This window comes from Microbacterium sp. 4-7 (genome assembly GCF_014332665.1).
Lineage (GTDB): Bacteria > Actinomycetota > Actinomycetes > Actinomycetales > Microbacteriaceae > Microbacterium.
Genome location: NZ_MCRH01000001.1, coordinates 109,828 through 134,648, shown reverse-complemented (window position 1 = coordinate 134,648; position 24,821 = coordinate 109,828). Strand labels below are relative to the sequence as shown.

At 69.4% G+C, this 24,821-nt stretch carries 24 protein-coding genes; 16 read left to right on the top strand and 8 right to left on the bottom strand.

Features of this window, described 5'->3' with window-relative positions:
• Positions 1 to 106 precede the first annotated feature (106 nt).
• From BEP68_RS00550 to BEP68_RS00530, 5 genes are read left to right on the top strand one after another with little or no spacing between them, the layout of a single operon-like run.
• Positions 107 to 1,384, top strand: coding sequence for an NRAMP family divalent metal transporter (locus tag BEP68_RS00550; RefSeq protein ID WP_053098595.1), 1,278 nt, complete (start codon positions 107 to 109; stop codon positions 1,382 to 1,384).
• Positions 1,385 to 1,388: 4 nt separating this feature from the next.
• Positions 1,389 to 2,153, top strand: a complete 765-nt coding sequence (locus BEP68_RS00545) for a LamB/YcsF family protein (RefSeq protein ID WP_053098596.1) — start codon at positions 1,389 to 1,391, stop codon at positions 2,151 to 2,153.
• A 1-nt stretch (position 2,154) separates the two neighbouring features.
• A complete protein-coding gene (locus BEP68_RS00540; RefSeq protein ID WP_187248928.1) occupies positions 2,155 to 2,955 on the top strand; it encodes a putative hydro-lyase in 801 nt (266 codons plus the stop codon).
• Positions 2,955 to 4,544 carry an urea amidolyase family protein gene (locus BEP68_RS00535; RefSeq protein ID WP_187248927.1) on the top strand — a complete coding sequence of 530 codons (1,590 nt, stop codon included), beginning with the start codon at positions 2,955 to 2,957 and terminating at the stop codon, positions 4,542 to 4,544. Before BEP68_RS00540 ends, BEP68_RS00535 begins: the two co-directional genes overlap by 1 nt.
• A complete protein-coding gene (locus BEP68_RS00530; protein ID WP_187248926.1) occupies positions 4,541 to 6,253 on the top strand; it encodes an acetyl/propionyl/methylcrotonyl-CoA carboxylase subunit alpha in 1,713 nt (570 codons plus the stop codon). Before BEP68_RS00535 ends, BEP68_RS00530 begins: the two co-directional genes overlap by 4 nt.
• 81 nt (positions 6,254 to 6,334) lie before the next feature.
• Here BEP68_RS00530 and BEP68_RS00525 read toward each other — a convergent pair whose 3' ends face one another.
• Both BEP68_RS00525 and BEP68_RS00520 read right to left on the bottom strand, forming a co-directional pair.
• The gene (locus tag BEP68_RS00525) at positions 6,335 to 7,690 is read right to left on the bottom strand and encodes a uracil-xanthine permease family protein (RefSeq protein ID WP_056276489.1); all 1,356 of its coding nucleotides are present in this window, start codon (positions 7,688 to 7,690) and stop codon (positions 6,335 to 6,337) included.
• Positions 7,691 to 7,913: 223 nt separating this feature from the next.
• Positions 7,914 to 8,792: a phosphoribosylaminoimidazolesuccinocarboxamide synthase gene (locus BEP68_RS00520; protein ID WP_187248925.1), complete on the bottom strand. Its 879-nt coding sequence runs from the start codon at positions 8,790 to 8,792 to the stop codon at positions 7,914 to 7,916.
• Between the two features lie 99 nt (positions 8,793 to 8,891).
• Between BEP68_RS00520 and BEP68_RS00515 the strand changes: the two genes are divergently transcribed.
• From BEP68_RS00515 to BEP68_RS00490, 6 genes are all read left to right on the top strand, one after another.
• Positions 8,892 to 9,107 carry a DUF2945 domain-containing protein gene (locus BEP68_RS00515; protein WP_072590630.1) on the top strand — a complete coding sequence of 72 codons (216 nt, stop codon included), beginning with the start codon at positions 8,892 to 8,894 and terminating at the stop codon, positions 9,105 to 9,107.
• An 88-nt stretch (positions 9,108 to 9,195) separates the two neighbouring features.
• Positions 9,196 to 9,807: a PadR family transcriptional regulator gene (locus BEP68_RS00510; protein ID WP_053098603.1), complete on the top strand. Its 612-nt coding sequence runs from the start codon at positions 9,196 to 9,198 to the stop codon at positions 9,805 to 9,807.
• Positions 9,804 to 11,381: a DHA2 family efflux MFS transporter permease subunit gene (locus tag BEP68_RS00505; protein WP_056276494.1), complete on the top strand. Its 1,578-nt coding sequence runs from the start codon at positions 9,804 to 9,806 to the stop codon at positions 11,379 to 11,381. Before BEP68_RS00510 ends, BEP68_RS00505 begins: the two co-directional genes overlap by 4 nt.
• Positions 11,382 to 11,477: 96 nt before the next feature.
• Positions 11,478 to 12,008, top strand: coding sequence for a GNAT family N-acetyltransferase (locus tag BEP68_RS00500; protein ID WP_053098605.1), 531 nt, complete (start codon positions 11,478 to 11,480; stop codon positions 12,006 to 12,008).
• Between the two features lie 119 nt (positions 12,009 to 12,127).
• Positions 12,128 to 13,606, top strand: coding sequence for an amino acid ABC transporter substrate-binding protein/permease (locus BEP68_RS00495; protein WP_072590633.1), 1,479 nt, complete (start codon positions 12,128 to 12,130; stop codon positions 13,604 to 13,606).
• A complete protein-coding gene (locus BEP68_RS00490) occupies positions 13,603 to 14,331 on the top strand; it encodes an amino acid ABC transporter ATP-binding protein (RefSeq protein WP_056276496.1) in 729 nt (242 codons plus the stop codon). The genes BEP68_RS00495 and BEP68_RS00490 overlap by 4 nt, the downstream gene beginning before the upstream one ends.
• Positions 14,332 to 14,392: 61 nt before the next feature.
• Here the strand turns inward: BEP68_RS00490 and BEP68_RS00485 are convergent, their stop codons facing one another.
• The 4 genes from BEP68_RS00485 to BEP68_RS00470 form a co-directional block, all read right to left on the bottom strand.
• Positions 14,393 to 15,712: an MFS transporter gene (locus BEP68_RS00485; RefSeq protein WP_315985244.1), complete on the bottom strand. Its 1,320-nt coding sequence runs from the start codon at positions 15,710 to 15,712 to the stop codon at positions 14,393 to 14,395.
• Positions 15,709 to 16,173, bottom strand: a complete 465-nt coding sequence (locus BEP68_RS00480; protein WP_056276503.1) for a winged helix-turn-helix transcriptional regulator — start codon at positions 16,171 to 16,173, stop codon at positions 15,709 to 15,711. The genes BEP68_RS00485 and BEP68_RS00480 overlap by 4 nt, the downstream gene beginning before the upstream one ends.
• A 98-nt stretch (positions 16,174 to 16,271) precedes the next feature.
• Positions 16,272 to 17,549, bottom strand: coding sequence for a phosphoribosylamine--glycine ligase (gene purD, locus BEP68_RS00475; RefSeq protein ID WP_187248923.1), 1,278 nt, complete (start codon positions 17,547 to 17,549; stop codon positions 16,272 to 16,274).
• Positions 17,550 to 17,596: 47 nt separating this feature from the next.
• Entirely contained in the window at positions 17,597 to 18,277 is a 681-nt protein-coding gene (locus BEP68_RS00470) for an NUDIX hydrolase (RefSeq protein ID WP_187248922.1), read from the bottom strand.
• 180 nt (positions 18,278 to 18,457) lie between these two features.
• On the opposite strand from BEP68_RS00470, the gene BEP68_RS00465 reads away from it, so the two are divergent.
• Together BEP68_RS00465 and BEP68_RS00460 are read left to right on the top strand one after the other, a co-directional pair.
• Positions 18,458 to 18,829 (top strand): sterol carrier family protein, encoded by a 372-nt coding sequence (locus BEP68_RS00465; protein WP_187248921.1) that lies wholly within the window; start codon positions 18,458 to 18,460, stop codon positions 18,827 to 18,829.
• A gap of 65 nt (positions 18,830 to 18,894) precedes the next feature.
• Positions 18,895 to 19,209, top strand: coding sequence for a hypothetical protein (locus tag BEP68_RS00460; RefSeq protein ID WP_053098612.1), 315 nt, complete (start codon positions 18,895 to 18,897; stop codon positions 19,207 to 19,209).
• A gap of 15 nt (positions 19,210 to 19,224) precedes the next feature.
• Here BEP68_RS00460 and BEP68_RS00455 read toward each other — a convergent pair whose 3' ends face one another.
• The gene (locus tag BEP68_RS00455) at positions 19,225 to 19,857 is read right to left on the bottom strand and encodes a hypothetical protein (protein ID WP_053098613.1); all 633 of its coding nucleotides are present in this window, start codon (positions 19,855 to 19,857) and stop codon (positions 19,225 to 19,227) included.
• A 62-nt stretch (positions 19,858 to 19,919) separates the two neighbouring features.
• On the opposite strand from BEP68_RS00455, the gene purM reads away from it, so the two are divergent.
• Genes purM through BEP68_RS00440 form a run of 3 tightly spaced genes read left to right on the top strand, consistent with a single transcriptional unit; the run spans position 19,920 to position 23,833 of the window.
• Positions 19,920 to 21,050, top strand: a complete 1,131-nt coding sequence (purM, locus tag BEP68_RS00450; protein WP_187248920.1) for a phosphoribosylformylglycinamidine cyclo-ligase — start codon at positions 19,920 to 19,922, stop codon at positions 21,048 to 21,050.
• A gap of 6 nt (positions 21,051 to 21,056) precedes the next feature.
• Positions 21,057 to 22,529 (top strand): amidophosphoribosyltransferase, encoded by a 1,473-nt coding sequence (gene purF, locus BEP68_RS00445; RefSeq protein WP_053098615.1) that lies wholly within the window; start codon positions 21,057 to 21,059, stop codon positions 22,527 to 22,529.
• Positions 22,529 to 23,833 carry an MFS transporter gene (locus tag BEP68_RS00440; RefSeq protein ID WP_187249292.1) on the top strand — a complete coding sequence of 435 codons (1,305 nt, stop codon included), beginning with the start codon at positions 22,529 to 22,531 and terminating at the stop codon, positions 23,831 to 23,833. The genes purF and BEP68_RS00440 overlap by 1 nt, the downstream gene beginning before the upstream one ends.
• A gap of 49 nt (positions 23,834 to 23,882) precedes the next feature.
• On the opposite strand, the gene BEP68_RS00435 is transcribed toward BEP68_RS00440, so the two are convergent.
• Entirely contained in the window at positions 23,883 to 24,704 is an 822-nt protein-coding gene (locus tag BEP68_RS00435; protein ID WP_187248919.1) for an MOSC domain-containing protein, read from the bottom strand.
• Positions 24,705 to 24,821 lie beyond the last annotated feature (117 nt).

Below are 24,821 nucleotides of genomic sequence, written 5' to 3'. Positions count from 1 at the left end.
CTCCGCCGTAGCACAGCGGAAACAAAGTTGTTGAACAATATTGCTCGATCCGTTCTACACTGGGTGTCACTCGACACCCACCAACGACGATGGGAATCCCCCCGCAATGTCAGAGAACACCGCAGCCCCGCTGTCCGCCGAAGACGAAGTCCGGCTCTCCGCCGCCAAGAGACGCGCCGGCCGCAGCGCCGTGATCGGCGCCATCTTCCTGATGGCCACCAGCGCCATCGGTCCCGGGTTCATCACCCAGACGGCCACCTTCACCGCGACGATGGGGGCGGCCTTCGCGTTCGCGATCCTCGTCTCGATCCTCGTCGACATCGCCGTGCAGCTGAACGTGTGGCGCATGATCACCTCCTCCGGCATGCGCGCCGGGGAACTCGCCAACAGGGCCATCCCGTTCTCCGGGCACGTGATCGCCGTGCTCGTCGTCATCGGCGGCCTCGCGTTCAACATCGGCAACATCGCGGGTGGCGGCCTGGGCATGAACGCGCTGCTCGGCATCGATCCCAAGCTCGGCGGAGCGCTGACCGCCGCCCTCGCGATCATCATCTTCCTCATCAAGAAGGCCGGTCCGGTGATGGACATCGTGCTCGTCGTGCTCGGCATCGGCATGATCGTGATGACCGTGATCGTCGCGGTGATCGCCCAACCGCCCATCGGCGAGGCGCTGCGCCAGACGTTCGCGCCGGACGAGCTCAACTTCGCCACGATCACCACGATCGTCGGCGGAACGGTCGGCGGATACATCACCTACTCGGGTGCCCACCGCTACCTCGACTCGGGTCACACCGGTCCCGAGCAGGCGGGTCCTGTGATGCGCGCCGCGGCGAACGGCATCCTCGTCACCGGCATCATGCGCTACGTGCTGTTCCTCGCGATCCTCGGCGTGGTCGCCTCGGGCGTCTCGCTCGACCTGTCGAGCCAGGCCGCGAACCCCGCGGGACAGGCCTTCGGCGCCGTGCTCGGCGACGCGGGACTCCGCATCTTCGGCGCGATCTTCTGGGCCGCCGCGATCAGCTCGGTGATCGGCGCGGCATACACGTCAGCGACCTTCCTCTCGACCTTCACGAAGAAGCTCCGGGGCGGGTGGCCGCTGCAGCTGGCCACCGTCGCCTTCATCGTCGTGTCGCTGATCGTCTACCTCTCGATCGGCACGGCGCCGGCCGCGATCCTCGTCTTCGTCGGCGGCTTCAACGGGCTCATCCTCCCCATCGGCCTCACGGTGTTCATGTACATCGGCTGGTTCCGCCGTGACCTGCTCGGCTCGAAGAAGTACCCGCTGTGGCTGCTCATCGCCGGCACGCTCGTGACGCTGCTGACCTGGTACATGGGAATCGTCTCGGTCGGCCCCATCTTCGCCTTCCTCGGAATCGGAGCGTGACCCCATGACATCGATCGACCTGAACTCCGACCTCGGCGAGAACGTCCCCGACCGGGTGGTCAGCGACGACGAGAGCATGCTGCGCCTCGTGACGAGCGCGAACGTGGCGTGCGGGTTCCACGCGGGCAGCCCCGAGGGCATCCGATCGACTCTCGAGAGCGCCGTGGCCGGAGGCGTCGTGATCGGCGCGCACCCCGGCTACCGCGACTACGAGAACTTCGGCCGCACGAAGGTCGAGATCGACTCGGCCACCCTGCAGGCGCACGTCGAGTACCAGCTCGGTGCCCTGATCGGTCTTGCCGCAGCCGTCGGTGGCACGGTCGCCTACGTCAAGCCGCACGGAGCGCTCTACAACACGATCGCCCGCGACGAGCGGCAGTCGAAGGACGTGGTGGCGGCGATCCGCGCGATCGACCCGAACCTCGTGCTGCTGGGTCTGGCCGGAGGCGTCGTGCTCGACGTCGCCGAGCGTGCGGGCCTGCAGATCGCGGCCGAGGCCTTCGCCGATCGGGCGTATCAGCCCGACGGCCAGCTCGTCTCACGAACCGAGGCGGGCTCGGTGCTGCACGACCCCGTCGCGGTCGCCGAGCGCATGGTGCGCCTCGCCGGCGAAGGAGTGATCCGCGCGATCGACGGCACCGACGTGCCCGTCAGCGCGCAGTCGATCTGCGTGCACGGCGACAGCCCCGGCTCGGTGGCCATGGCCGCCGAGACCAAGCGGATGCTGCAGGACGCCGGCATCACGATCGCACCGTTCGCGGGAGTCTGAGATGACCGTTCTCGCCACCCCCGACCAGCTCGCCGCCGCGCGGGCAGCGCGAGCCGCCATCCGGGCGGGGCACGCCGCGCCGACCAGCGGCGTCGCCGTCGGACTGACGCAGGCGAACCTCATCTCGGTGCCCGCGGACTGGGCCTTCGAGACGCTGCTCTTCGCGCAGCGCAACCCGAAGCCGTGCCCCGTGCTCGAGGTCATCGAACAGGGCGAGGTGGAATCGCGGCTCGCCCCGGGCAGCGACATCCGCACGGACATCGGCCGGTACCGCGTCTGGCGCGACGGCGAACTGGTCGACGAGGTCTCCGATGCGACCGAGGCGTGGGAGGAGCATCCCGACCTCGTCTCGTTCCTGATCGGATGCAGCTTCACGTTCGAGTCCGGGCTCGTGCAGGCGGGCATCCCGATCCGCCATCAGGAACTCGGACGCAACGTGCCGATGTACCGCACCGCAGTGCCCTGCACCCCCGCGGGCAGGCTGAGCGGCGAGATGGTCGTGTCGATGCGACCGATCCCCGCGGACCGCGTGGCCGATGCCGTGCAGATCTCCGGCCGCACCCCCGCCGTGCACGGGGCCCCGGTGCACATCGGCGACCCGGCATCGCTCGGCATCGTCGACCTCGCCCGCCCCGACTTCGGCGATGCCCCTGAGATGCGCGAGGGTGAGGTGCCGGTGTTCTGGGCGTGCGGCGTCACCCCGCAGGCCGCCATCATGGCCTCGAAGCCGCCGTTCGCCATCACCCACGCGCCCGGCTACATGTTCATCACCGATGTCCCCGATGCGGAGTACCTGGTCTGATGCGCATCCTCACGGCATCCGACCACGCGCTTCTCGTCGAGGCGGCCGACCTCGATGAGGCGATGCGTCTGAACCTCGCGTGGGACGGCGTGCACGGCGTGGTCGAGCGCATCCCCGGCGCTCGCACGGTGCTCGTGCGGTTCGATCCGCTGACGGTGTCGGCCGCCGATCTCGCCGGCGCGCTCGCCGCGACCGAGATCGACACCGCTCATCTGCCGGCCACGGGCGAGGTCACCGTTCCGGTGCGGTACGACGGGGAAGACCTCGACGAGGCGGCATCCCTGCTGGGTGTCTCGGCATCCGAGCTCGTGAACCGCCACCTCGCCGCCGAGTGGACGGTCGCCTTCTCGGGCTTCGCCCCCGGCTTCGGGTATGTGGTGAGCAGTGATCCGCTGTTCGATGTGCCCCGCCGCTCGTCGCCCCGCACCCGTGTGCCGGCCGGATCCGTGGCCCTCGCCGGCCAGTTCACCGGCGTGTACCCGCGCGAGAGCCCCGGCGGATGGCAGCTCATCGGACGCACGGATGCCCTGATGTGGGACATCGATCGCGACCCTCCCGCGCTGCTGTCGCCCGGCACGACGGTGCGGTTCGAGCAGGTGCGGGCGCAGGCCGTGATGTCGGACAACGCAGACGATCGTGCCGACGCGCGGCGCGTCACCGAGCGAGACGCCGCCGCGAGCGCGACGGACCCGGGTTCTCCGGCGTCCCCGGCCGTCGAGGTCGTGCGTCCGTCGATGCAGCTGCTGGTGCAGGATGCCGGTCGTCCGGGATTCGCGGCGCTCGGCGTCTCAGCGTCCGGTGTCGCCGATCGCCGCGCCATGCGCGAGGCGAACCGGGCAGTGGGCAATGCGAGCGGCGCGGCGGTGCTCGAGAGCGTCGGCGGTGCCGTGCTGCGTTTCCGGGGCGCCGGGGTCGCCGCTGTCACGGGCGCTGTCGGGGCGCTCGACCTGATCGACGCCGACGGTGTGGCGCGTCGCATCGCCCATGGCGCGCCCTTCGCCACCGTCGATGGCGACGAGCTCACGCTGGGGCATCCGACCAGCGGGCTGCGCTACGTCATCGCGGTCCGTGGCGGAGTGGCCGTCGACACGGCGCTCGACAGCCGCGCGAGCGACACCCTCGCCGGGCTCGGGCCCGATCCGCTGGCTGCCGGAGACGTGCTGCGCATCGGCGATTCCGCACGGCATCCCGTCGAGCCGGATGTCACCCCGCGGACGCTGCCGGCATCCGGTGACGTCGTCGACCTCGAGATCACCCTCGGCCCTCGGGACGACTGGTTCACCCCCGCAGCGCTCTCGACGCTCGCCGGCCAGGAGTGGACCGTGACCCCGCGGTCGGACCGCGTCGGCATCCGGCTCGAGGGCGACAGGCTCCTCGCGCGCTCCGTCGGGGGCGAGCTGCCCAGCGAAGGGGCGGTCACCGGGGCGATCCAGGTGCCGCCTGACGGTCAGCCCGTGCTGTTCCTCCCGGATCACCCGCTCACCGGTGGGTATCCGATCATCGGCGCCCTCACCGATCGCAGTCTCGACCTCGCCGCGCAGCTGCCGCCCGGCGTGCGCATCCGTTTCATCGTCAAGGAGACCTCATGACCAAGGTGCTGATCGCGAATCGCGGAGAGATCGCCGTGCGCGTCATCCGCGCCTGCGCCGAAGCCGGGTACACGTCGATCGCGGTCTACGCCGACCAGGATGCCGATGCTCTGCACGTGCGGCTCGCCGATGAGGCCGTCGGACTGGGGGGAGACACCGCTGCGACGACCTATCTCTCGATCGATGCGCTACTGGACGCCGCCCGCACGAGCGGTGCGGATGCCGTGCACCCGGGCTACGGATTCCTCTCGGAGAGCGCGGAGTTCGCGCGGGCCGTCGAGGGTGCGGGCCTCATCTGGATCGGCCCGTCGCCCGACAGCATCGATGCGCTCGGCGACAAGATGACCGCGCGCCGGATCGCGCAGCGGGTCGGGGCACCCCTGGCCGCCGGCACCGACCAGCCGCTCGCCGGCCCCGAGGAGGCCGTGGCCTTCGCCGAGGAGCACGGGCTTCCGATCGCGATCAAGGCGGCGTTCGGCGGAGGCGGCCGGGGGCTGAAGGTGGTGCATGAGCTGTCGGAGGTCGCGGATGCCTTCGAGGCCGCGACGCGCGAGGCCATCGCCGCCTTCGGGCGGGGGGAGTGCTTCGTCGAGCGCTTCCTCGAGAGCCCGCGCCACATCGAGGTCCAGGTGCTCGGTGACGGACTCGGCGGCGTCGTGGTCGTCGGCGATCGAGACTGCTCGATGCAGCGACGCAACCAGAAGCTCATCGAAGAGGCACCCGCGCCGGGCCTGTCGAGGGATCAGCGCACGCGGTTCCACGACGCGGCCAGGGCGATCTGCGCCGAGGTGCAGTACCGCGGCGCAGGGACCGTCGAGTTCCTCCTCGCGGCCGACGGGACGATCTCCTTCCTCGAAGTGAACACCCGACTCCAGGTGGAGCACCCCGTCACCGAGGAGGTCACCGGCACGGATCTCGTGCGCGAGCAGTTCCGCATCGCCTTCGGCGAGGGGATCTCGTTCACCGAGACGCCCGTGCCGACCGGGCACGCCTTCGAGTTCCGCATCAACGCCGAAGACCCGGGTCGCGGATTCCTGCCCAGCCCCGGTCGTGTCGAGGTGCTGCGGATCCCCGGCGGGCCCGGTGTGCGCTGGGACAGCGGCATCGAGGCGGGCGACGTCGTTCAGCCCGCCTTCGACTCGATGATCGCGAAGCTCGTCGTGCATGCCGACAACCGCGACGCGGCCCTCGTGCGGGCGCGTCGGGCGCTGCGCGAGCTGGTCGTCGAGGGGCCGGCCACGGTCATCCCGTTCGATATGCTCGCGCTCGACGACGAGGCGTTCGCCACTGAGACCTTCGCGGTGCACACCCAGTGGATCGAGAGCACCCTGCTGCCGCGCCTCGAGCCGCAACTGCGTCCCGCCCCCGCACCGGATGCCGCTCTCCAGCGCTTCCCCGTCGAGATCGACGGGCGCCGTGTCGTGCTCGGGCTCCCGATGGCGCTGCTCGCGGGGCTCGGCGGCCTGGCGGATTCCGGAGGTGCGCCCGCCGCATCCGATCCGACCGAGCTGCGTGCTCCGGCACCGGGAACGCTCGTGCGGTGGCTCGCAGACGACGGGGCGAGCGTCGCCGAGGGCGATCCGATCGCGGTGCTCGACGCCATGAAGATGGAGACCACGGTCACCGCCCATCGTGCCGGCACGCTGTCGCGCCGCGTGGAGCTCTCGGCCTCGGTCGCGCCCGATGCGGTGCTCGCCGTCATCGCCTGAGAGCTACCGCGCCCTGACACAGAGATCCCGGATGCCGCCGCAGCGGCATCCGGGATCTTCGCGTTCGCGAGTCGAGCGTGATTACGCGGGATCTCCACCCAGCGGCCCCACGGCCTCGAGGGGGCGAGGGTCGTCGGCGCCGGTCTTGCGGGCGCGGGCGATGAGGTTGCCCACGTGGTAGATCAGCAGAGCCGCGACCGTGCCGAGCACGATGCCGCCGAAGGCGAAGTCGCCGAGCTGCATCGAGAAGCCGGCGACGCCGATCACGAGCGAGACGGCCGCGGTGTACTGGTTGACCGGTCGTGAGAAGTCGACCTTGCTGTCGACCCAGATCTTGATGCCGATGATGCCGATGAGACCGTAGAGCGCGGTGGTCGCGCCGCCGAGCACACCGGCGGGGATCGAGTTGAAGACCTCGCCGACCTTCGGCGAGAACGCCAGCAGGATGGCGAAGAGACCGGCGACCCAGTAGACGGCGGTCGAGTAGACGCGGGTCGCGGCCATGACGCCGATGTTCTCGCCGTACGTCGTCGTGCCCGAGCCGCCGAAACCACCGGCGATGGTCGTGGCGACCCCGTCGGCGATCAGCGCGCGACCGGTGTGCTTGTTGATCGCGGGGTCTTCGGTCATCGTCGCGACGCCGCGCACGTGCCCGACGTTCTCAGCGACGAGCACCAGGACGACCGGCAGGAACATCGCGATGGTCGACCAGGTGCCGGGAGCGACGAAGTCGGGAAGCTGGAACTCGGGCAGACCGACCCAGGGGGCGTCGGCGATGAGCTCCGCCGGCGTCTTGCCTCCGCGCAGCGCGTTGGGGACCTCGAACGAGCCCGTGAAGGCGGCGTAGATGAAGCCGACGGCGACGCCGAGGAAGATAGAGATGCGTCCGAGGAATCCGCGGAACAGCACCGCGAACAGGATGATCGCGACGAGCGTGATGGTCGCGGTCACGGGGTCGATCCGGAAGTTGTTCCACGCGGTGGGGGCGAGGTTGAAGCCGATCAGGGCGACGATCGCGCCGGCGACCACCGGGGGCATCAGAGCGTCGACCCAGCGGAGGCCGGCGAACTGCACGACCAGGCCGACGACCGTGAGCAGGATGCCGACCGCGACCACGCCCGCAAGGGCGGATCCGGTGCCGCCGGCTGCGACCGCGGCGGTGATCGGCGCGATGAACGCGAACGACGAGCCGAGGTAGCTGGGCAGCTGGTTCTTCGTGATCAGCAGGAAGATCAGGGTGCCGAGGCCGCTGAACAGCAGCGTGGTCGAGACCGGGAAGCCGGTCAGCGTCGGCACCAGGAACGTGGCTCCGAACATGGCGACGACGTGCTGGGCACCGATCGCGATCGTGGCCGGCCAGTTCAGGCGCTCTTCGGGCTTGACGACGGCACCGGGTTCGACGGTGCGTCCGTTTCCGTGGGTCTTCCACAGGGGCATGCGGGCTCCTCAGGATCGGGGGGAGTGGGAGTGCTGGAGCAACACTACCGATTCCTGAGTGTTGGCTGGGTGCGCGGGGGACGGAGGAGCGGCGGGGTCGCCGCGCGCTACGAAGGAGAACTCGCGCAATGAACGGCCGCATCCGCAGATCGCCCCTTCGCTGGGTGAGATCTCCTTCGCAGCGAGTGGGAAACGGAGTGAGGGACGGGGGCGGTACCGGGCCTCAGGCCCCGAGGCGCTCGATGAGCTCGCGATACCGGGCGGCGGTGCGCTCGACGATGTCGTCGGGCAGCACGGGCGGTTCACCCTGCTTGTCCCAGTTCGCGGCCAGCCAGTCGCGCACGATCTGCTTGTCGAAGCTCGCCATGCGCTCGCTCGGCGTGGTTCCGGTGCGCCAGGCCTCGGCATCCCAGTACCGGGACGAGTCGCTCGTGAGCACCTCGTCGGCCAGGTGCAGGACGCCGTCGGCATCCGTCCCGAACTCGAACTTGGTGTCGGCGAGGATCAGGTCCTTCTCCTCGGCGATCGCGGCGGCCCGTGTGTAGAGCGAGATCGAGACGTCGCGCAGCTCGGCCGCGCGCTCGGCTCCGACGAGCTCGACGGTCTGCTCGAAGGTGATGTTCTCGTCGTGCTCGCCCATCGGCGCCTTGTAGGCCGGGGTGAACAGCGGTTCGGGCAGGCGGTCGCCGTTCTGCAGGCCGGCGGGCAGCGGGATGCCGCAGACGGTGCCGCTCTCGGTGTACTCCGCCCATCCGGATCCGGTGATGTAGCCGCGCACGACGCATTCGACCGGGAGCATCTCCAGCGACTGCGCGAGCATGGCGCGGTCAGCGACGCTCGCGGGGACCTCACCCTCGGCGAGGTGGTTGGGCACATCGTCGAGCTCGCTGAACCACCAGCGGCTGAGACGCGTGAGCAGCGCGCCCTTCTCGGGGATGCCGGGCGAGAGCACGAAGTCGAACGCGCTCACGCGATCGGACGCGACCACGAGGATGCGGGTGTCGGCGGCGTCATCCGAGGCGTACAGGTCACGGACCTTGCCCGAGTAGATGTGGCGCCAGCCGGGGATAGTCTGCGCGTTGCTGTCCGAAGGTGTGCTCACCCGCCCATTATCCCGGGTCGACGTCGCCGGTGTCGTGTCAAGCCCTGGTGGGACCTCCGATGCATCGGCGAGGCTCGACGGAAGACGAACGGAGGAGTCATGACGAAGGATCTCTCCACGGGGGACCGGGTGAGCTGGAACACGTCGCAGGGGCGCACGCACGGCACCGTCGAGGAGAAGCGGACGAAGGACTTCCGGTTCGCCGGGCAGAGCTTCACCGCCTCCGACGACGATCCCGCCTACATCGTGAAGTCGGAGAAGAGCGGCGACACCGCGGCGCACAAGGGATCGGCTCTGCGCAAGCTGAGCAGCTGACGCTCGCGGGCGCCGTCTTGTCGATGACGCGTGCCAGGCGTATAGTCCACATGGACTATTTCAAGCGGAACCATCTGGGGAGGGGCCGATGCAGCGATTGACCCCGATGGGCGTCATGGTGCTGGCGCTGCTGCGCGAAGGCGACATGCACCCCTACGAGATGGTGCGCCTGATGCGCGTGCGCCGCGACGAACGGCTGCTCGCCGTCACGAACGGGACGCTCTATCACACGGTCGGCCGACTCCAGCGGGCCGGTCTCATCGACGAGGTGGGCATCGACCGAGAGGGCAACCGCCCCGAGCGCACCACCTACACGCTCACGGATGCCGGACGGGACGCGCTGATCGCCTGGCTGCGTCGCGAGCTGTCGATCATCGAGCGCCCGGCCGAGTTCCGCATCGCACTCGCCGAGGCTCACAATCTCGAGCGTCCCGACGTCATCGACCGCCTCCGCGAGCGCCGCTCCGCGCTCGCCGAAGGCCACGCGCTGCACCGTGACGGGCTGGTCGGCGCTCGCAGAAGGGGCGCCCCCGAGCAGGTGCTCGTCGAGTTCGAGCGCCAGGAGGTGCTGCTCGACGCCGAGCTGCGCTGGCTCGACTCGCTCCTCGATCGTCTCGAGGCCGAGGAGTTCCCCTGGGGGCCCACGGCTTTCGAGAACACCGACCGCTACCTCGCTCAGCGAAAGGCTGCACAGCAATGACCGATTCCCCCTCGACCGGAGGCCGGCCCACGGCATCCGGGTCATCCGGTCCCTCGACCGGCACCTTCGCCGCCGGGCATCGACCCGCGAGTCCCTGGCCCGCGCTCTGGGCGCTCGTCATCGGCTTCTTCATGATCCTCGTCGACACGACGATCGTCTCGGTGGCGAACCCCGCGATCAAGGCGGCGCTCGACCCGACCACCAACAACCTCGACAACGTCGTGTGGGTCACCAGCGCCTACCTGCTCGCCTACGCGGTGCCGCTGCTGATCACGGGCCGTCTCGGCGATCGGTTCGGCCCGAAGAACATCTACCTCATCGGCCTCGCGATCTTCACGCTCGCCTCGCTCTGGTGCGGGCTGTCGAACTCGCTCGAGATGCTGATCGCCGCTCGCGCCGTGCAGGGGCTCGGCGCCGCCTTCATGACGCCGCAGACCATGGCCGTGATCACCCGCACGTTCCCGCCCGAGCGCCGCGGCGCCGCCATGGGGCTGTGGGGTGCGACGGCCGGCGTCGCGACCCTCGTGGGACCGCTCGTCGGGGGCCTGCTCGTCGACGGCTTCGGCTGGGAGTGGATCTTCTTCGTGAACATCCCCGTCGGGATCGTCGCCTTCGTGCTCGCGTGGAGGCTCGTCCCGAAGCTGCAGACCAGTGCGCACCGGTTCGACATCCTGGGCGTCATCCTCAGCGCGGTGGCGCTGTTCCTCATCGTCTTCGGACTGCAGGAGGGCGAGAAGTTCGATTGGGGCGTGATCTGGGGACCGATCTCGGTGTGGAGCATCATCATCACCGGCCTCGTCGTGCTCGCGCTCTTCATCGTGCAGCAGGCGCGCACGCGCAGCGAGGCCCTGGTGCCTCTCGCACTGTTCCGCGACCGCAACTTCTCGGGGGCGAACGTCGCGATCGCCGCGGTCGGCTTCACCGTGACGAGCATGTCGCTGCCGATGATGTTCTTCCTGCAGACGGCGCGAGGGCTCACCCCGACGCAGGCCGCGCTGCTGCTGATCCCGATGGCCGTGCTGTCGGGCGTGCTCGCCCCGTTCGCCGGCAAGCTGCTCGACCGCATCGACCCGCGGATCATCCTCATCCCCGGTCTTCTCTGCGTGGTCGTCGCGCTCGTCTGGTACTCGGCCCTGATCAACATGGACACCGAGATCTGGATGTTCCTGCTGCCCTCGGCGCTCATGGGCGTCGGCAACGCCGGAATGTGGGGACCGCTCGCCACCACCGCGACGCGCAAGCTGCCTCCCCGCCAGGCCGGTGCCGGCGCGGGCATCTACAACACGACCCGCACCATCGGATCGGTCATCGGCTCGGCATCCATCGCCGCGTTCATGCAGTCGCGTCTCGAAGCGAACCTGCCGGGTCTCGCCGACGCACCCGCGGGGATCGAAGGCGGAGGATCGCTTCCTCCGCAGGTCGCCGAGGGATTCGCCGCCGGCATGTCGCAGGCGATCCTGCTGCCGGCGTGCGTGATGGTCATCGCTCTCGTGGCGTCGCTCTTCCTCGGCCGCTACGACAAGGCGGATGCCGCGGCATCCGCCCCCGCGGAGGCGCCCGCCCCCGCAGCCTGACGGGTCCGTCGGCGAGCCGGGTCGACTGCGCGATCGTGCAGCGGGCCCGGCTCTCCCGGTTTGCGGCCGTCACCGCGGATGTGATCTCATCGGGCGATGACGATCGAGCTCACGAGGCCCACCACCGACCTGTTCGACTCCTGGGCGGCTGCGGTCGCCGAGTTCGGTGACGGGCACGTCGACGGGTCGGGTCTGCAGGCGCCGGTCACCCCGGATCGGGCGACGCTGGACGCGCTGATCGAGAAGTCGGCGGTTCTCTCCGACACCTCCGCGCAGCTGCCCGAGGATGCCGTGCACAACGATCTGTACTGGATCGTGGATGACGGCGAGGTCGTCGGGTTCCTGTCCTTCCGTCACGAGCTCAACGAATGGCTGCGTGAGGCGGGCGGTCACATCGGCTACTCGGTGCGCGCCTCCCGTCGTCGCCAGGGCTACGCATCGGCCGCGCTGCGGCTCGGACTCGAGCGTGCCCGCGAGATCGGACTCGAGCGCGTGCTGGTCACGTGCGACGACGACAACGTCGGCTCCTACCGAACGATCGAGGGCTCCGGTGGCGTGCTGCAGGACGTCAGCGACCAGTCGGAGCGTGGACACGCCATGCTCCGGCGCTACTGGATCACGCTCTGACGCCGATCCGCGAAGCGCCTCCGGGACAGGGGTGCCGGTCGTCGCCGGTTAGGGTTGATGGTCGACGACCATCCCGGTGGCAGCATCCTGCCGCCCGTCCCCTCTGAGGAGCATCCGTCGTGATCCGAAATCCCACCTCTGCTTCCGCGCGCCTGCGCGCGCTCGGACGCACCGCCGGGGCGATGGCGCTCACGGCGTTCGTCGCCGTCGGAGCCCTGCTCGGCGGAGCCTCCGCCGCGACTGCGGCCGATGACTCCGAGACCTACGTCATCGGCACGGACACCACGTTCGCGCCGTTCGAGTTCACCTCTCCCGACGGTGAGCTCGTCGGCATCGACATGGACCTGCTGCGTGCGATCGCGAAGGACCAGGGCTTCGAGGTCGAGATCCGTCAGCTCGGATTCGACGCCGCCGTGCAGGCCTTGCAGGCGAACCAGGTCGACGCGGTCATGGCCGGGATGTCGATCACCGAGGAGCGCCAGGAGACGTTCGACTTCAGCGAGCCGTACTTCACCAGCGGCATCCAGCTCGGAGTGCTCGAGTCGAGCGACATCCAGTCGCTCGACGACCTCGACGGCGAGGCCGTGGCGGTCAAGACCGGCACGCAGGGCCAGACCTTCGCGGAGGAGAACCAGGACGAGTACGGCTTCCGCATCACGCCCTACCAGGACACGACCGACATGGTCGACGCTGTCAAGGCAGGCCAGGCCGTCGGCTACTTCGAGGACTTCCCGGTGCTCGCCTACGGGATCCAGCAGGGGTCGGGCTTCCGCCTGATCGGTGAGCCGGAGCTCGGCGGCGAGTACGGGTTCGCCGTCAACAAGGGGCAGAACCCCGAGCTGATCGAGATGTTCAACGAGGGTCTCGCGAATCTCCAGGCCTCCGGAGAGTACGACGAGATCGTCGACAGCTACCTCGCCGGCGGCGAGGAGACCACGCAGGCGACCGACATCTTCTCCGTCGCCGTGAAGTACTGGCCCGCTCTCATGGAGGGCCTCTGGCTCACGATCCTCGCGACGCTCGTCGCGATCGTGGCCGCGTTCATCCTCGGCCTCATCTTCGGCTTCGGCCGCGTCTCGGCCTTCGCGCCGTTCCGCTGGGTGGCCACGGCCTACGTCTACGTCTTCCGCGGCACGCCGATCCTCGTGCAGGCGTTCTTCGTGTTCTTCGCCATCCCGCAGCTCTTTCCCGGGCTGACGTTCAACCCCTTCGTCGCCGGAGCCATCACGCTCTCGCTCAACACGGGCGCGTACATGACGGAGATCATCCGCGGTGGCATCCAGGCCGTCGATCCGGGCCAGGCCGAAGCGTCGCGTTCGCTCGGTCTCGGACACTGGAAGACGATGCAGAAGGTCGTGCTGCCTCAGGCGTTCCGCATCATGGTCCCCTCGTTCGTCAACCAGGGCATCATCACCCTCAAGGACACGTCGCTCATCAGCGTCATCGGCCTCGCAGAGCTGACCTTCGTGTCGCGTCAGATCATCGCCTCGACGTACCTGTCGGCGCAGGTGCTGACGATCGTCGCCATCATCTACTTCGTCGTGATCACGCTTCTGACGCTGCTCGCGAACCGCCTGGAGAGGAAGTTCACCGCATGAGCAAGATCGAGGTCAGAGACCTGCACAAGTCCTTCGGCGACAACCACGTGCTCAAGGGCATCGACCTCACGGTCGAGGACGGCGAAGTCGTCGCGGTCATCGGCCCGTCGGGGTCGGGAAAGTCGACCCTGCTGCGCTGCCTCAACAAGCTCGAGGAGCCGACGTCGGGCCATGTCATCGTCGACGGCGTCGACCTGACCGACAAGAGCGTCAAGCTCGACGAGGTGCGCCAGCGCATCGGCATGGTGTTCCAGCACTTCAACCTGTTCCCGCACATGACGGTGCTCGAGAACATCACTCTCGCTCCCGTCGAGCTCGGCAAGCTCTCGAAGGCCCAGGCGAAGGAGCGCGCTCTGGCTCTGCTCGACCGAGTGGGCCTGGCCGAGAAGGCCGATGCCAAGCCGGCATCCCTGTCGGGCGGTCAGAAGCAGCGCGTGGCGATCGCCCGCGCGCTCGCGATGGACCCCGAGATCATGCTGTTCGACGAGGCGACCAGCGCCCTCGACCCCGAGATGGTGGGCGAGGTGCTGCAGGTCATCCGCGACCTGGCGTCCGGCGGCATGACGATGGTGCTCGTGACGCACGAGATGGGCTTCGCCCGCGAGGTCTCGGGCCGCACGGTGTTCATGGACGCCGGAGTCGTCGTCGAGGAGGCGCCGCCCGCCGAGCTGTTCGGCGCGCCGAAGAACGAGCGGCTGAAGGACTTCCTCTCGAAGGTCCTCTGAGCGGCACTCCGTGACGAAGGCCCCCATCCGGTTCCGGACGGGGGCCTTCGTTCGTGTCGGGTCAGGGCGTCGGAGTCGGCGTCGGCGCCGGATGCCGGCGGATCGTCGCGCTGACCAGCGCCGCGACCGCGCAGAGCCCGGCGGCGGCGAACCAGGCGAACGTGTACTGGCCGGTGTGGTCGCGCACCATGCCGGCGAGGAACGAGGCGATGCCGGCGCCGATCTGGTGCGCGGCGAACACCCAGCCGAACACCAGAGGTCCTCGGTCTCCGAAGACCTCGCGACACAGCGCGATGGTCGGCGGAACAGTCGCCACCCAGTCGAGGCCGTAGATCACGATGAAGACGATGATGCTCGGCTGCACCTCGGCCGACAGCAGACTCGGCAGGAAGAGCAGGCTCACGCCGCGCAGCGCGTAGTAAGCGGCCAGCAGGATGCGGGGGTTGACCCGGTCGGTCAGCCACCCCGAGAAAACGGTGCCGGCGATGTCGAAGATCCCGACGACGGCGAGCAGTCCGGCCGCGGTCGTCGTCGGCATCCCGTGGTCGTGCGCGCTGGGGATGAAGTGGGTGCCGATCAGGCCGTTGGTCGTGGCGCCGCAGATCGCGAACCCGATCGCGAGGGCCCAGAACGTCTTGGTGCGGGCGGCGTCGCGCAACGTGGTGAGGGCGAGGCGAGCGGCGCCCCACGCGTTGCCCTTCGGCCGCGCGGCCACGGTGACAGGGCCGGTGTCGCCATAGCGGGTGACGCCGAGATCGCTCGGTCGGTTGCGCACGAAGATCCAGACCAGGGGGACGACCGCGAGAGCACCGCCGGCGATGATGAGAGATGCTCCGCGCCATCCGATGTCCTCGGACGCCGCGGCGATCACGGGCAGGAAGATGAGCTGTCCGGTCGCGCTGCCCGCGGTGAGCACACCCGAGACCAGCCCGCGTCTGGTTGCGAACCAGGTGTCGGTGATCGTCGCAGCGAAGACCAGCGCCATGGACCCGGTGCCGAGCCCGATCAGCACACCCCACGTGAGTATGAGCTGCGCCGGGGTGGCGACGAAGACGCTCAGCGCGGCGCCGGCGCCGATCACGAACAGAGCGGTCACGGTCACCGCGCGGATGCCGAAGCGCTGCATCAGCGCGGCGGCGAAGGGAGCGGTGAGGCCGAACAGCAGCAGGTTGACCGTGACGGCGAGGGAGAGCTCTGCGGTGGTCCAGCCGAACTCGTCCTGCAGGGGCAGCATCAGCACCCCGGGCGCGGCGCGGAATCCGGCGGCTCCGATCAGGGCGATCAGGGCCACGAGTGCGACGATCCAGGCGGGATGGATGCGGCGCTGCCGGAGTGCGGGTGTCGGGGTGCCGGTCGGCTCCTCGACCGAGTCTGCGGTCACGCTGCGTCGCCTGACGTGAGGGCGAACGGCTCGCCGCCCATGCTGCGGCGGGTCCATCGCGTGCTGTCGGCGTCGAGTGGGGCGGCGCAGGTCGCGCACCAGTCGGCGGATGCCGTCGCCTCGCCGCAGCGACCGCAGCTGACGGTCAGGCCCCAGGACCCGTCAGGATCGGTCGTGCTCGTGAAGCGCGCGTAGGCGTGCAGGATCGGGAGGGTCTCGCGTCCGGCATCCGTGAGCCGATAGCCGGGGTCACCGTGTGCGACGAGACCCGCCTCGCCCATCGAGGCGAGGCGCCGGGCGAGCACGGAGTCGGCGGCGCCGGTCGCATCGCGCAGCTCGTCGAAGCGCGAGCGGCCGGAGAAGAGCTCCCGCAGGATCAGGAGGACCCACGGGTCGGCGAGCACATCGGCGGAGCGGGCGATCGGGCAGGTGGCTGTCGACCAGTCGGAGCGGAGCGGCATCCGCCAACTTTCTTGAAGAAAGCTGGTGGTGTCAACAGTTCTCGGCCGAGTTGGCGGAGTACCTGCGCGAATCGGCAGGAAAGCGACGACGGGTCGAACTACTCCGCGACGCGGGCAGCGATGTCCGTGCGGAAGTGCGAGCCCTCGAGGGTGATGAGACCGATGGCCTCGTATGCCCGGTCACGCGCGGTGCGGAAGTCCGATCCCACGGCGACGACATTGAGCACGCGGCCGCCGGTGGCGATCAGCGATCCGCCGGGTGCGTCGGGGCTCGCGGTCGCCGCGTGCACGAGACGCACGCCCTCGACCGCGGCCGCATCGGAGAGGCCCTCGATCGGGCGGCCGGTCTGCGGAGCCTCGGGGTAGCCCTCGCTCGCGAGCACCACGGTGATCGCGACGTCGTCGCTGAACACGGGCTCGGGCTGATCCTCGAGTGTGCCCGATGCCGCGGCGAGCAGCAGCTCCGACAGCGGGGTCACGAGACGCGGCAGCACGATCTGGGTCTCGGGGTCGCCGAAGCGGGCGTTGAACTCGATGACGCGCACGCCTGCGGGAGTGAGGATGAGGCCGGCGTACAGCAGGCCGATGAACGGCGTGCCCTCTTCATCGAGCTGACGGATCACGGGCAGGGCGACGTCGCGGGTGACCTCCTCGACGAAGGCCTGCTCGCTGCCGAACTGGTCGGCGAGCCAGGGCAGCGGCGAGTAGGCGCCCATGCCGCCGGTGTTGGGGCCTTCGTCGCCGTCGAGCGCGCGCTTGAAGTCCTGGGCCGGGCTGAGCGCTCGGACGGTGTCGCCGTCGCTCAGGAAGAACAGCGAGACCTCGGGGCCCGAGAGGAACTCCTCGATCAGCACGGGACCGGACGGCAGGTAGTGCTCGGCATGAGCGAGAGCCTCGGCACGATCGGATGTCACGATGACACCCTTGCCGGCAGCGAGGCCGTCGGCCTTCACGACGTGCGGGGCGCCGAGGTCGTCGAACGCGGCCTCGACCTCTGCGGTGGTGGTGGCGCGCACTGCGCGACCGGTGGGGACACCGGCGGCATCCATGATGCGCTTCGCGAACGACTTGGACCCCTCGAGCTGGGCCGCGGCCTTGCCCGGGCCGAACACGGGAATTCCGTGGGCCCGGAGGACATCGGCGACTCCGGCGACCAGAGGAGCCTCGGGGCCGACGACCACGAGATCGACCGCATGCTCGTTGGCGAAGGAGGTCACCGCGGCGCCGTCGAGCATGTCGAGGGTGACGGGGGTCGCATCCTGGGCGATGCCGGCGTTGCCGGGGGCGACGAAGATCTCGTGCTCCGCGGTCTCTGCTCGCAGAGCGAGGATGATCGCGTGCTCACGGGCACCGGAACCGAGGACGAGAATCTTCACCCGTCCAGACTACCGAGGCGAGGGCGCGGGTTTCGGCGGGTTCCCGGTCAGACGTCGATCGCCCGCTCGATCGACGGGTCCCACGGCAGAGTCCACCCGGCTGCATCGAACAGCGCATCGAGAACCATCGCCGTGAAGCCCCACACGATCGTGCCGTCGATGTCGAACGCGGGCCCCTTCCACGTGCGTCCCATGCGGTGGATGGTCGACGTGTGCCGAATGGCGGGGTCGAGCAGCTGCGCCACGGGAACGCGGAAGACCTCGACCGTCTCGGCGTGATCGACGGCGGCGACGCGCGACGGAGTGCGCCACCACCCGAGCACGGGGGTGACGACGTGGTTGCTGGCGGCGAGAGGAAGCTCGGGCAGCGTCGCGAGGATCTCGACGCCGTCCGGGTCGAGTCCGGTCTCCTCCTCGGCTTCGCGCAGGGCGGTGGCGACGGCATCCGCATCCGTGTTCTCGGCCCGGCCGCCCGGGAAGGACACCTGGCCGGGATGCGACGAGAGGGTCGCTGCCCGACGCTGCAGCAGTACATCGAGGTCGGCGGCGACAGTCGCCTCGTCGGTCCCGGCCGCGATACTGTCCAGCCGCCCGAACAGCACGAGCACGGATGCCGGATGCGCACCGTCGCCGACCGCCGGGAACGGCTTCGCCCACGCATCACCGCGCCGCGTCGCCGCGATCAGCTCGGCTCGCGCGCCACGCAGGGTATCGGGATTCTGGCTCATCGCCTCGAGCCTATTCCTGTGCGCGCGGGCGCCGGGCGACTATCGGTCTGATCCAGGTCGCCGGCGAAGGAGATCTCCGCGTGCGAAGGAGGGATCCGGGTGATCTGTCCTTCGGAAGCGCAGATCTCCGTACGAGGCACCCCCGCCTGCGCCGCACAAGCCTCGGCGTACCCTTTCTCCATGCCCTCCAGGAAGATCGACATCATCGACGGACGCGCCGCCCTCGACGAGGTCAGGCGCGCGGATGCCGCAGGTGAGAAGCCGCAACGCGCTCCCCTCGCGACCGCCGTGCGCTACCTGCTGCAGCTGCTCGACGAGAAGGCCCCGGGCAACAGCGTCGAGGTGCGGGTGCCCCCGTTCGGTGCCGTGCAGGTGATCCAGGGCCCCCGTCACACCCGCGGCACCCCTCCGAATGTCGTCGAGATGGACCCGGCGACCTGGATCGCAGTCGCGACGGGCGTGGAGCACTGGGCGGATGCGGCGGGCTCGGGGCGCGTGAGCGCTTCCGGAACCCGCGCCGATCTCTCGGACGTCCTGCCGCTGCGCCCCTGACCCGTCGCACGGCTGAGTGCGCAGGAGGGGGAGCGACGCGCAGCCAACGGTGGGACAATGGATGCATGTCCTCCCACGATTCCTCCCAGACGGTCGAGGCGACCGTCCGCCGCGTGCCGCGCTTCGGCGTGTTCATGGGCATCGGCGTCGTGCTCGGCATCATCGCCGCCGGCATCCTGACGATGATGGGCAGCTACGAGCCGTCCGAAGCGGTCAACGTCGTCTACCCGCCAGGACAGGTGTTCGGATTCCTGCTGCTGTGGACGGTGCCGATCGGCTTCGCCCTCGCGAGCGTCGTCGCGCTGATCCTCGAACGCGTCGCGCGTCGCCACGACCACGTCGTCAGGGTCGAGCACGAGACGATCATCGCGAACGACTGATCACGCCCAGGGGCGTCACGCCAGTTCGGCGATGATGGGCCGGATCGCCGCGTCGAACGAGACCACGTCGCGGCGCAGGCCGTCGGTCACCGCGACGGTGAGCGCGCCGATCCACCAGATCCCCCGCTGCGAGAACGGCAGCACCTGCACGTTGAGCTCGAACGAGTGCGCACGGCGACCGATCTCGCGCTCGAACTCGGCGATCGCGCTGGCATAGGCGCGATACGACTCGCCCCCGATCGTCCCGCCACCCGACCGGTTGGCGATCGAGCTGTGGATGGACGACACGTAGCGATCGTGTGCGACGCGAGCGTAGTGCATCGCCGATGCGGCATGCGGCGCGATCGCCTCGGCGAGCTGTTCGGCACCGGTCGCCGGCAGCGCCACCAGCGTGTCGAACCCGTCGACGAGCTCGAGTGGCACGCCGGACGGATGCGCTCGGGGCTCGACGGTCATGTCCCAGTAGTCGCGCCACTGCTTCTCGAGCTCGGGCGTCACCTCGGCGGCATCCGGTGCCCGGACGGGCAGATCGCGCAGGCTCGGAAGATCTTCCGGTGCGCGGATGCCGAGCGATTGCCGCAGCGCGAGCGCGACGAGCACCGGAACGCTCGCGTCCTCGCGGATCAACCACTGCGGCTTGTCGGCCATGGCCCCATCGTAGGAGATGGAGGGAGGGGAGAGGAGGTCTCCGCGGGCGGTAGGCTGGAGGTGTGGCTGCCTCCCCCACCAATCCCTATTCCGAAGCCGGCGTCGATACCGCTGCAGGCGATCTCGCCGTCGAGCTGATGAAGTCTTCCGTGCGCGCGACGCACGGCTCTGAAGTGCTCGGCGGTGTCGGCGGATTCGCCGGACTGTTCGACGCGAGTGCGCTGCGCGACTTCCGTCGTCCGCTGCTCGCCACGAGCACAGACGGCGTCGGCACGAAGGTCGCCATCGCGCAGGCCATCGACAAGCACGACACGATCGGCCAGGACCTGGTCGGCATGGTCGTCGACGACATCGTCGTGGTGGGCGCCAAGCCGCTCTTCATGACCGACTACATCGCGTGCGGCAAGGTCTTCCCGCAGCGGATCGCCGACATCGTGCGCGGCATCGCCGAGGCGTGCACCGCGACGGGCACCGCGCTCATCGGCGGCGAGACCGCCGAGCACCCCGGTCTTCTCGGCCCGCGCGACTACGACGTCGCAGGAGCCGCGACCGGAGTCGTCGAGGCCGACGGCATCCTCGGGGCCGACCGCGTGCAGGACGGCGACGTCGTCATCGCCGTCGAGTCCAGCGGACTGCACTCCAACGGCTATTCGCTCGTGCGCCACATCGTCACGAACGCGGGCATCGGCTACGGCGACAACGCCGCCGACTTCGGCAAGACGTGGGGCGAGGCGCTGCTCGAGCCGACTCGTCTCTACACGCTCCCGCTGCTGCGCCTCATCGAGCAGCTCGGCGGCGGCACAGGCTCGGGTGGGGTCCACTCGCTCAGCCACGTCACCGGCGGCGGCATCGCGGCGAACCTCGCGCGCGTGCTCCCGCAGGGCAGCTGGGCCGAGGTCGACCGCAGCACCTGGTCGCCGAGCCCGGTCTTCCGCGTGCTCAGTGACATCGCCGGGTCCACGCTGGAGTCCGCCGAGGGCACCTGGAACCTCGGAATCGGGTTCCTCGCGATCGTCGCAGCCGACAAGAAGGATGCCGCGATCGCAGCGCTCGCGGCCGACGGCATGCCCGCGTGGCAGGTCGGAACCGTGGGCTTCGGCGCGCGGCCGGCAGGAGAGTTCGAACAGGGCGCCAAGGGCGTCGACGGTGGAGCGGTGCGCCTGGTCGGCGCCTACGCGGACGGAGCGAAGTAAGAGTCCATGTGCGGCATCGTCGGAATGGTGGGCTCTGCCCCGGTCAATCAGGACATCTACGACGCACTCCTGCTGTTGCAGCACCGCGGTCAGGATGCAACGGGAATCGCGACCGCCGAGGCGAACGGCGTGATGCACAACGCCAAGGCGCAGGGCATGGTCCGCGAGGCGTTCCGCACTCGTGACATGCGCGGACTCCTCGGCAACGTCGGCCTCGGTCATGTGCGCTACGCGACCAAGGGCACCGCGTCGAACGAAGAGGAGATGCAGCCGTTCTACGTGAACGCGCCCTACGGCATCATCCTCATCCACAACGGCAACCTGACGAACACGCGCGAGCTCACGGCCGACATGGCCAAGCGCGACCGCCGTCACCTCAACTCGTCGAGCGACACCGAGCTGCTGCTCAACGTCCTCGCCGGCGAGCTGCAGAACACGACGTCGACGGTCGACCTCGACGCCGAGCGCGTCTTCGAGGCCGTCGAGCGCACGCACGAGCGCATCGAGGGCGCGTACGCCGTGATCGCGGTGATCGCGGGCTACGGTCTGCTCGCGTTCCGCGACCCGTTCGGCATCCGTCCCCTGATCCTCGGCCGTCGTCCTTCGACCGTCCCCGGCGCAGAGGGCCGCGACGAATGGGTCGTGGCGAGCGAGTCGCTGGTGCTCGAGAACGCCGACTACGAGGTCGTGCGCGAGGTCGAGCCCGGTGAGGCGATCTTCATCACCAACGAGGGCGAGCTGCACAGCCGGCAGTGTGCGAAGGAGACCACTCTCGCGCCCTGCGCGTTCGAGTACGTCTACCTCGCCCGACCCGACTCGGTCATGAACGGCGTCTCGGTCTACGAGTCGCGCCTGCGCATGGGCGACCGTCTCGCCGACACGATCGCGAAGCACGTGCCGATGGACAAGATCGACGTCGTCATGCCGATCCCCGACTCCTCCCGGCCCGCCGCCATGGAGGTCGCCCGCAAGCTCGGCATCGAGTACCGCGAGGGCTTCTACAAGAACCGCTACGTCGGCCGCACCTTCATCATGCCCGGGCAGGCCGTGCGCAAGAAGAGCGTGCGTCAGAAGCTGAACGCGATGTCGACCGAGTTCCAGGGCAAGAACGTGCTGCTGATCGACGACTCGATCGTGCGCGGGACCACGTCGAAGGAGATCATCCAGATGGCCCGGGATGCCGGTGCCACCTCTGTGACGTTCGCCTCCGCGGCTCCGCCGGTGCGTCACCCGCATGTCTACGGCATCAACATGCCGTCGCGTCACGAGCTCATCGCCCACGGCCGGACGATCCCCGAGATCGCCGCCGAGCTGGGCTGTGATCACCTGGTCTATCAGGAGGTCGAGGACCTCAAGGCTGCGATCACCGAGGGATCCGTGCTGAGCGACCTCGACATGAGCTGCTTCGACGGCCGGTACGTCACCGGCACGGTCTCCGACGAGTACCTGGCCTGGGTGGAGGGGTCGCAGACCTCGTGATCTCGGGTGCGCAGCCGCTCTGGCGTGGCCGTGCGCTCGCGCTGGTCGGCATCGTGCTGGTCGCGTTCTCGTTGCGCTCGGCCGTGGCGTCGCTGTCGCCCGTGCTCGACCACGTCGCCGACGACTTCCCGGTCTCGTCGGTCGTCGTCGGCCTGATCGGAGCCGCGCCGCCGGTGTGCTTCGCGGTGTTCGGGCTGTTGACGCCGCTGTTCGAGCGGAGATTCGGACTCGAGCGCGTGGCTGTCGTGGCGATCGCCCTGATCGCCGCCGGACTGCTGCTGCGCAGCCTCGCCGTCGACTCGACATCGCTGCTCGCCGCGACGGCAGTGGTGTTCGCGGGCGTCGGTTCGGGCAATGTGCTGCTGCCGCCGCTGGTGAAGAAGTACTTCCCCGATCGCCTCGGCCTGATGATGACGGTCTACTCGACCACGATGGCGGTGTCGACGTTCGTGCCGCCGCTGGTCGCAGTGCCGCTCGCCGACTCGGCCGGGTGGCGGGTGTCGCTGGGGCTGTGGGGCGTGTTCGCCGCGATCGCGCTCGTGCCCTGGGTGGCGATGCTCGTCACGAGCCGGGCGGATGCCGTCGCCTCGGCTCCCGCGCGTACGGAGTCCGCCGCGACCGAGATCGAGCGCGACGGCTACGACGCAGCATCCGTGGCGACCGGACCGATCGCGACGACGCCCGCCAATCCGCGGGTCTTCGGTCGGCTGTGGCGGCTGCCGATGGCCTGGTCGATCGCGCTGGTGTTCGCGTCGTCGTCGACGCTGGCCTACGTCTCCTTCGCATGGCTGCCGTCGATCATGATCGACGTGGGCGGGGTCTCACCGGCGAATGCGGGGCTGCTGCTCTCGCTGTTCGGTCTGATGGGCCTGCCGTGCTCTCTGCTCGTGCCCATTCTCATCGTCCGGTTCCAGGCGACCCGTCCTGTGTTCTTCATCTCGATCGCGTGCGGGCTCATCGGGCTGTTCGGATTCCTGTTCCTGCCCACGGTGGCGCTGCCGCTGTGGGTGGTCTTCTACGGCCTCGCACCCGGGCTCTTCCCGCTCGCCCTCGTGCTGCTCAGCATCCGGGCCCGCACGCCCGAGAGCGCGGTGGCCCTCAGCGGTTTCGTGCAGAGCATCGGCTACGCGGTCGCCGCGGTGTTCCCGCTGCTGATCGGCCTGCTGCACGACATGACCGACAGCTGGGAGATTCCCCTGTGGGTGCTCGTGGGGGTTCTGATCGCGGTGATCCCCGCCGGATGGATCGCCGGTCGACGTCGCACCATCGAAGAGGACTGGGAGCGTCGCCACGGTCGCTGGTGAATCGCGGCGGTGAAGGGGCGCCGGTGGATCGGCGTGGGCCCGAGGTCCGTCAGTGCGCTCGCACCTGGTCGCCGACGCTGATCGTGCCGCCGACCCACGGCGCTGACGCATCGGCCGGGTCCTGCGGCGGCAGAAGGAGTCGGCCGAGAGTCGGCTCGTCCTGACCGTGGGCGCTCGTGAGGGTCGTGAGCACCTTCGCGTCGCGAACGCCCGTGTCGGGGTTGGCGTGTGTCGCGAGGCAGCGCACGATCGGCCCCGCGGTGCGGAACGTCACCTCGCCGATGCTCAACTCGCCGGCCCAGTCGAGCTCCGACCAGGGGGCGACGTCATCGATGACGACGTTGGAGCGGAATCGGCGGTCATCGATGCCGAAGCCGAGAGAGTCGCTCAGTGCGTCGACACTGCCACGACTGTGCACGGAGACGTAGCCGCGCTCACGATCCTGGAACCTCGACGTCACACCGTCGCCGACGAGTACGAGCGGCAGTCGTCCGGGGCGCCGGATCCGCCGGCCCTCCGGGCTCGCGAGCACGAACTCGGTCACCGCGTCAGCGAGCTCGCCACGACCGGAGTCATCGAGTCCCGCCTCGACGAGCACCGAGCCCTCGTGCTCGATCCGCACGCGCTGCCGATCGTCGTCGTAGTCGGTGCGCAACGCCGCGAGGCCCGGGAAGTCCTGCAGGGAGAGTCCCTTCGCCTTCGGCCAGTGGTCGAGTCCGTCACGAGACTCCGGCGCGATCGCGTCGGCGAAGCGGAACGCCAGCACCCGATCGCCGGCGATGCGCCCATCAGGCTGCACGGTGAGGGACTCGACCGACTCGGGCGTGAAGCCCTTGATCGGATGACGGAAGAGGGAGACGACGCGGGCCATGGGTCGATCCTCTCAGGGCACGCGGTGTCCGTCCGTCACGAGCCCGGCGTGGATGCCGAGAGTTCCGGGATTTCGGACACGACGAAACCCCCGTGCGGTGCACGGGGGAATCGATGA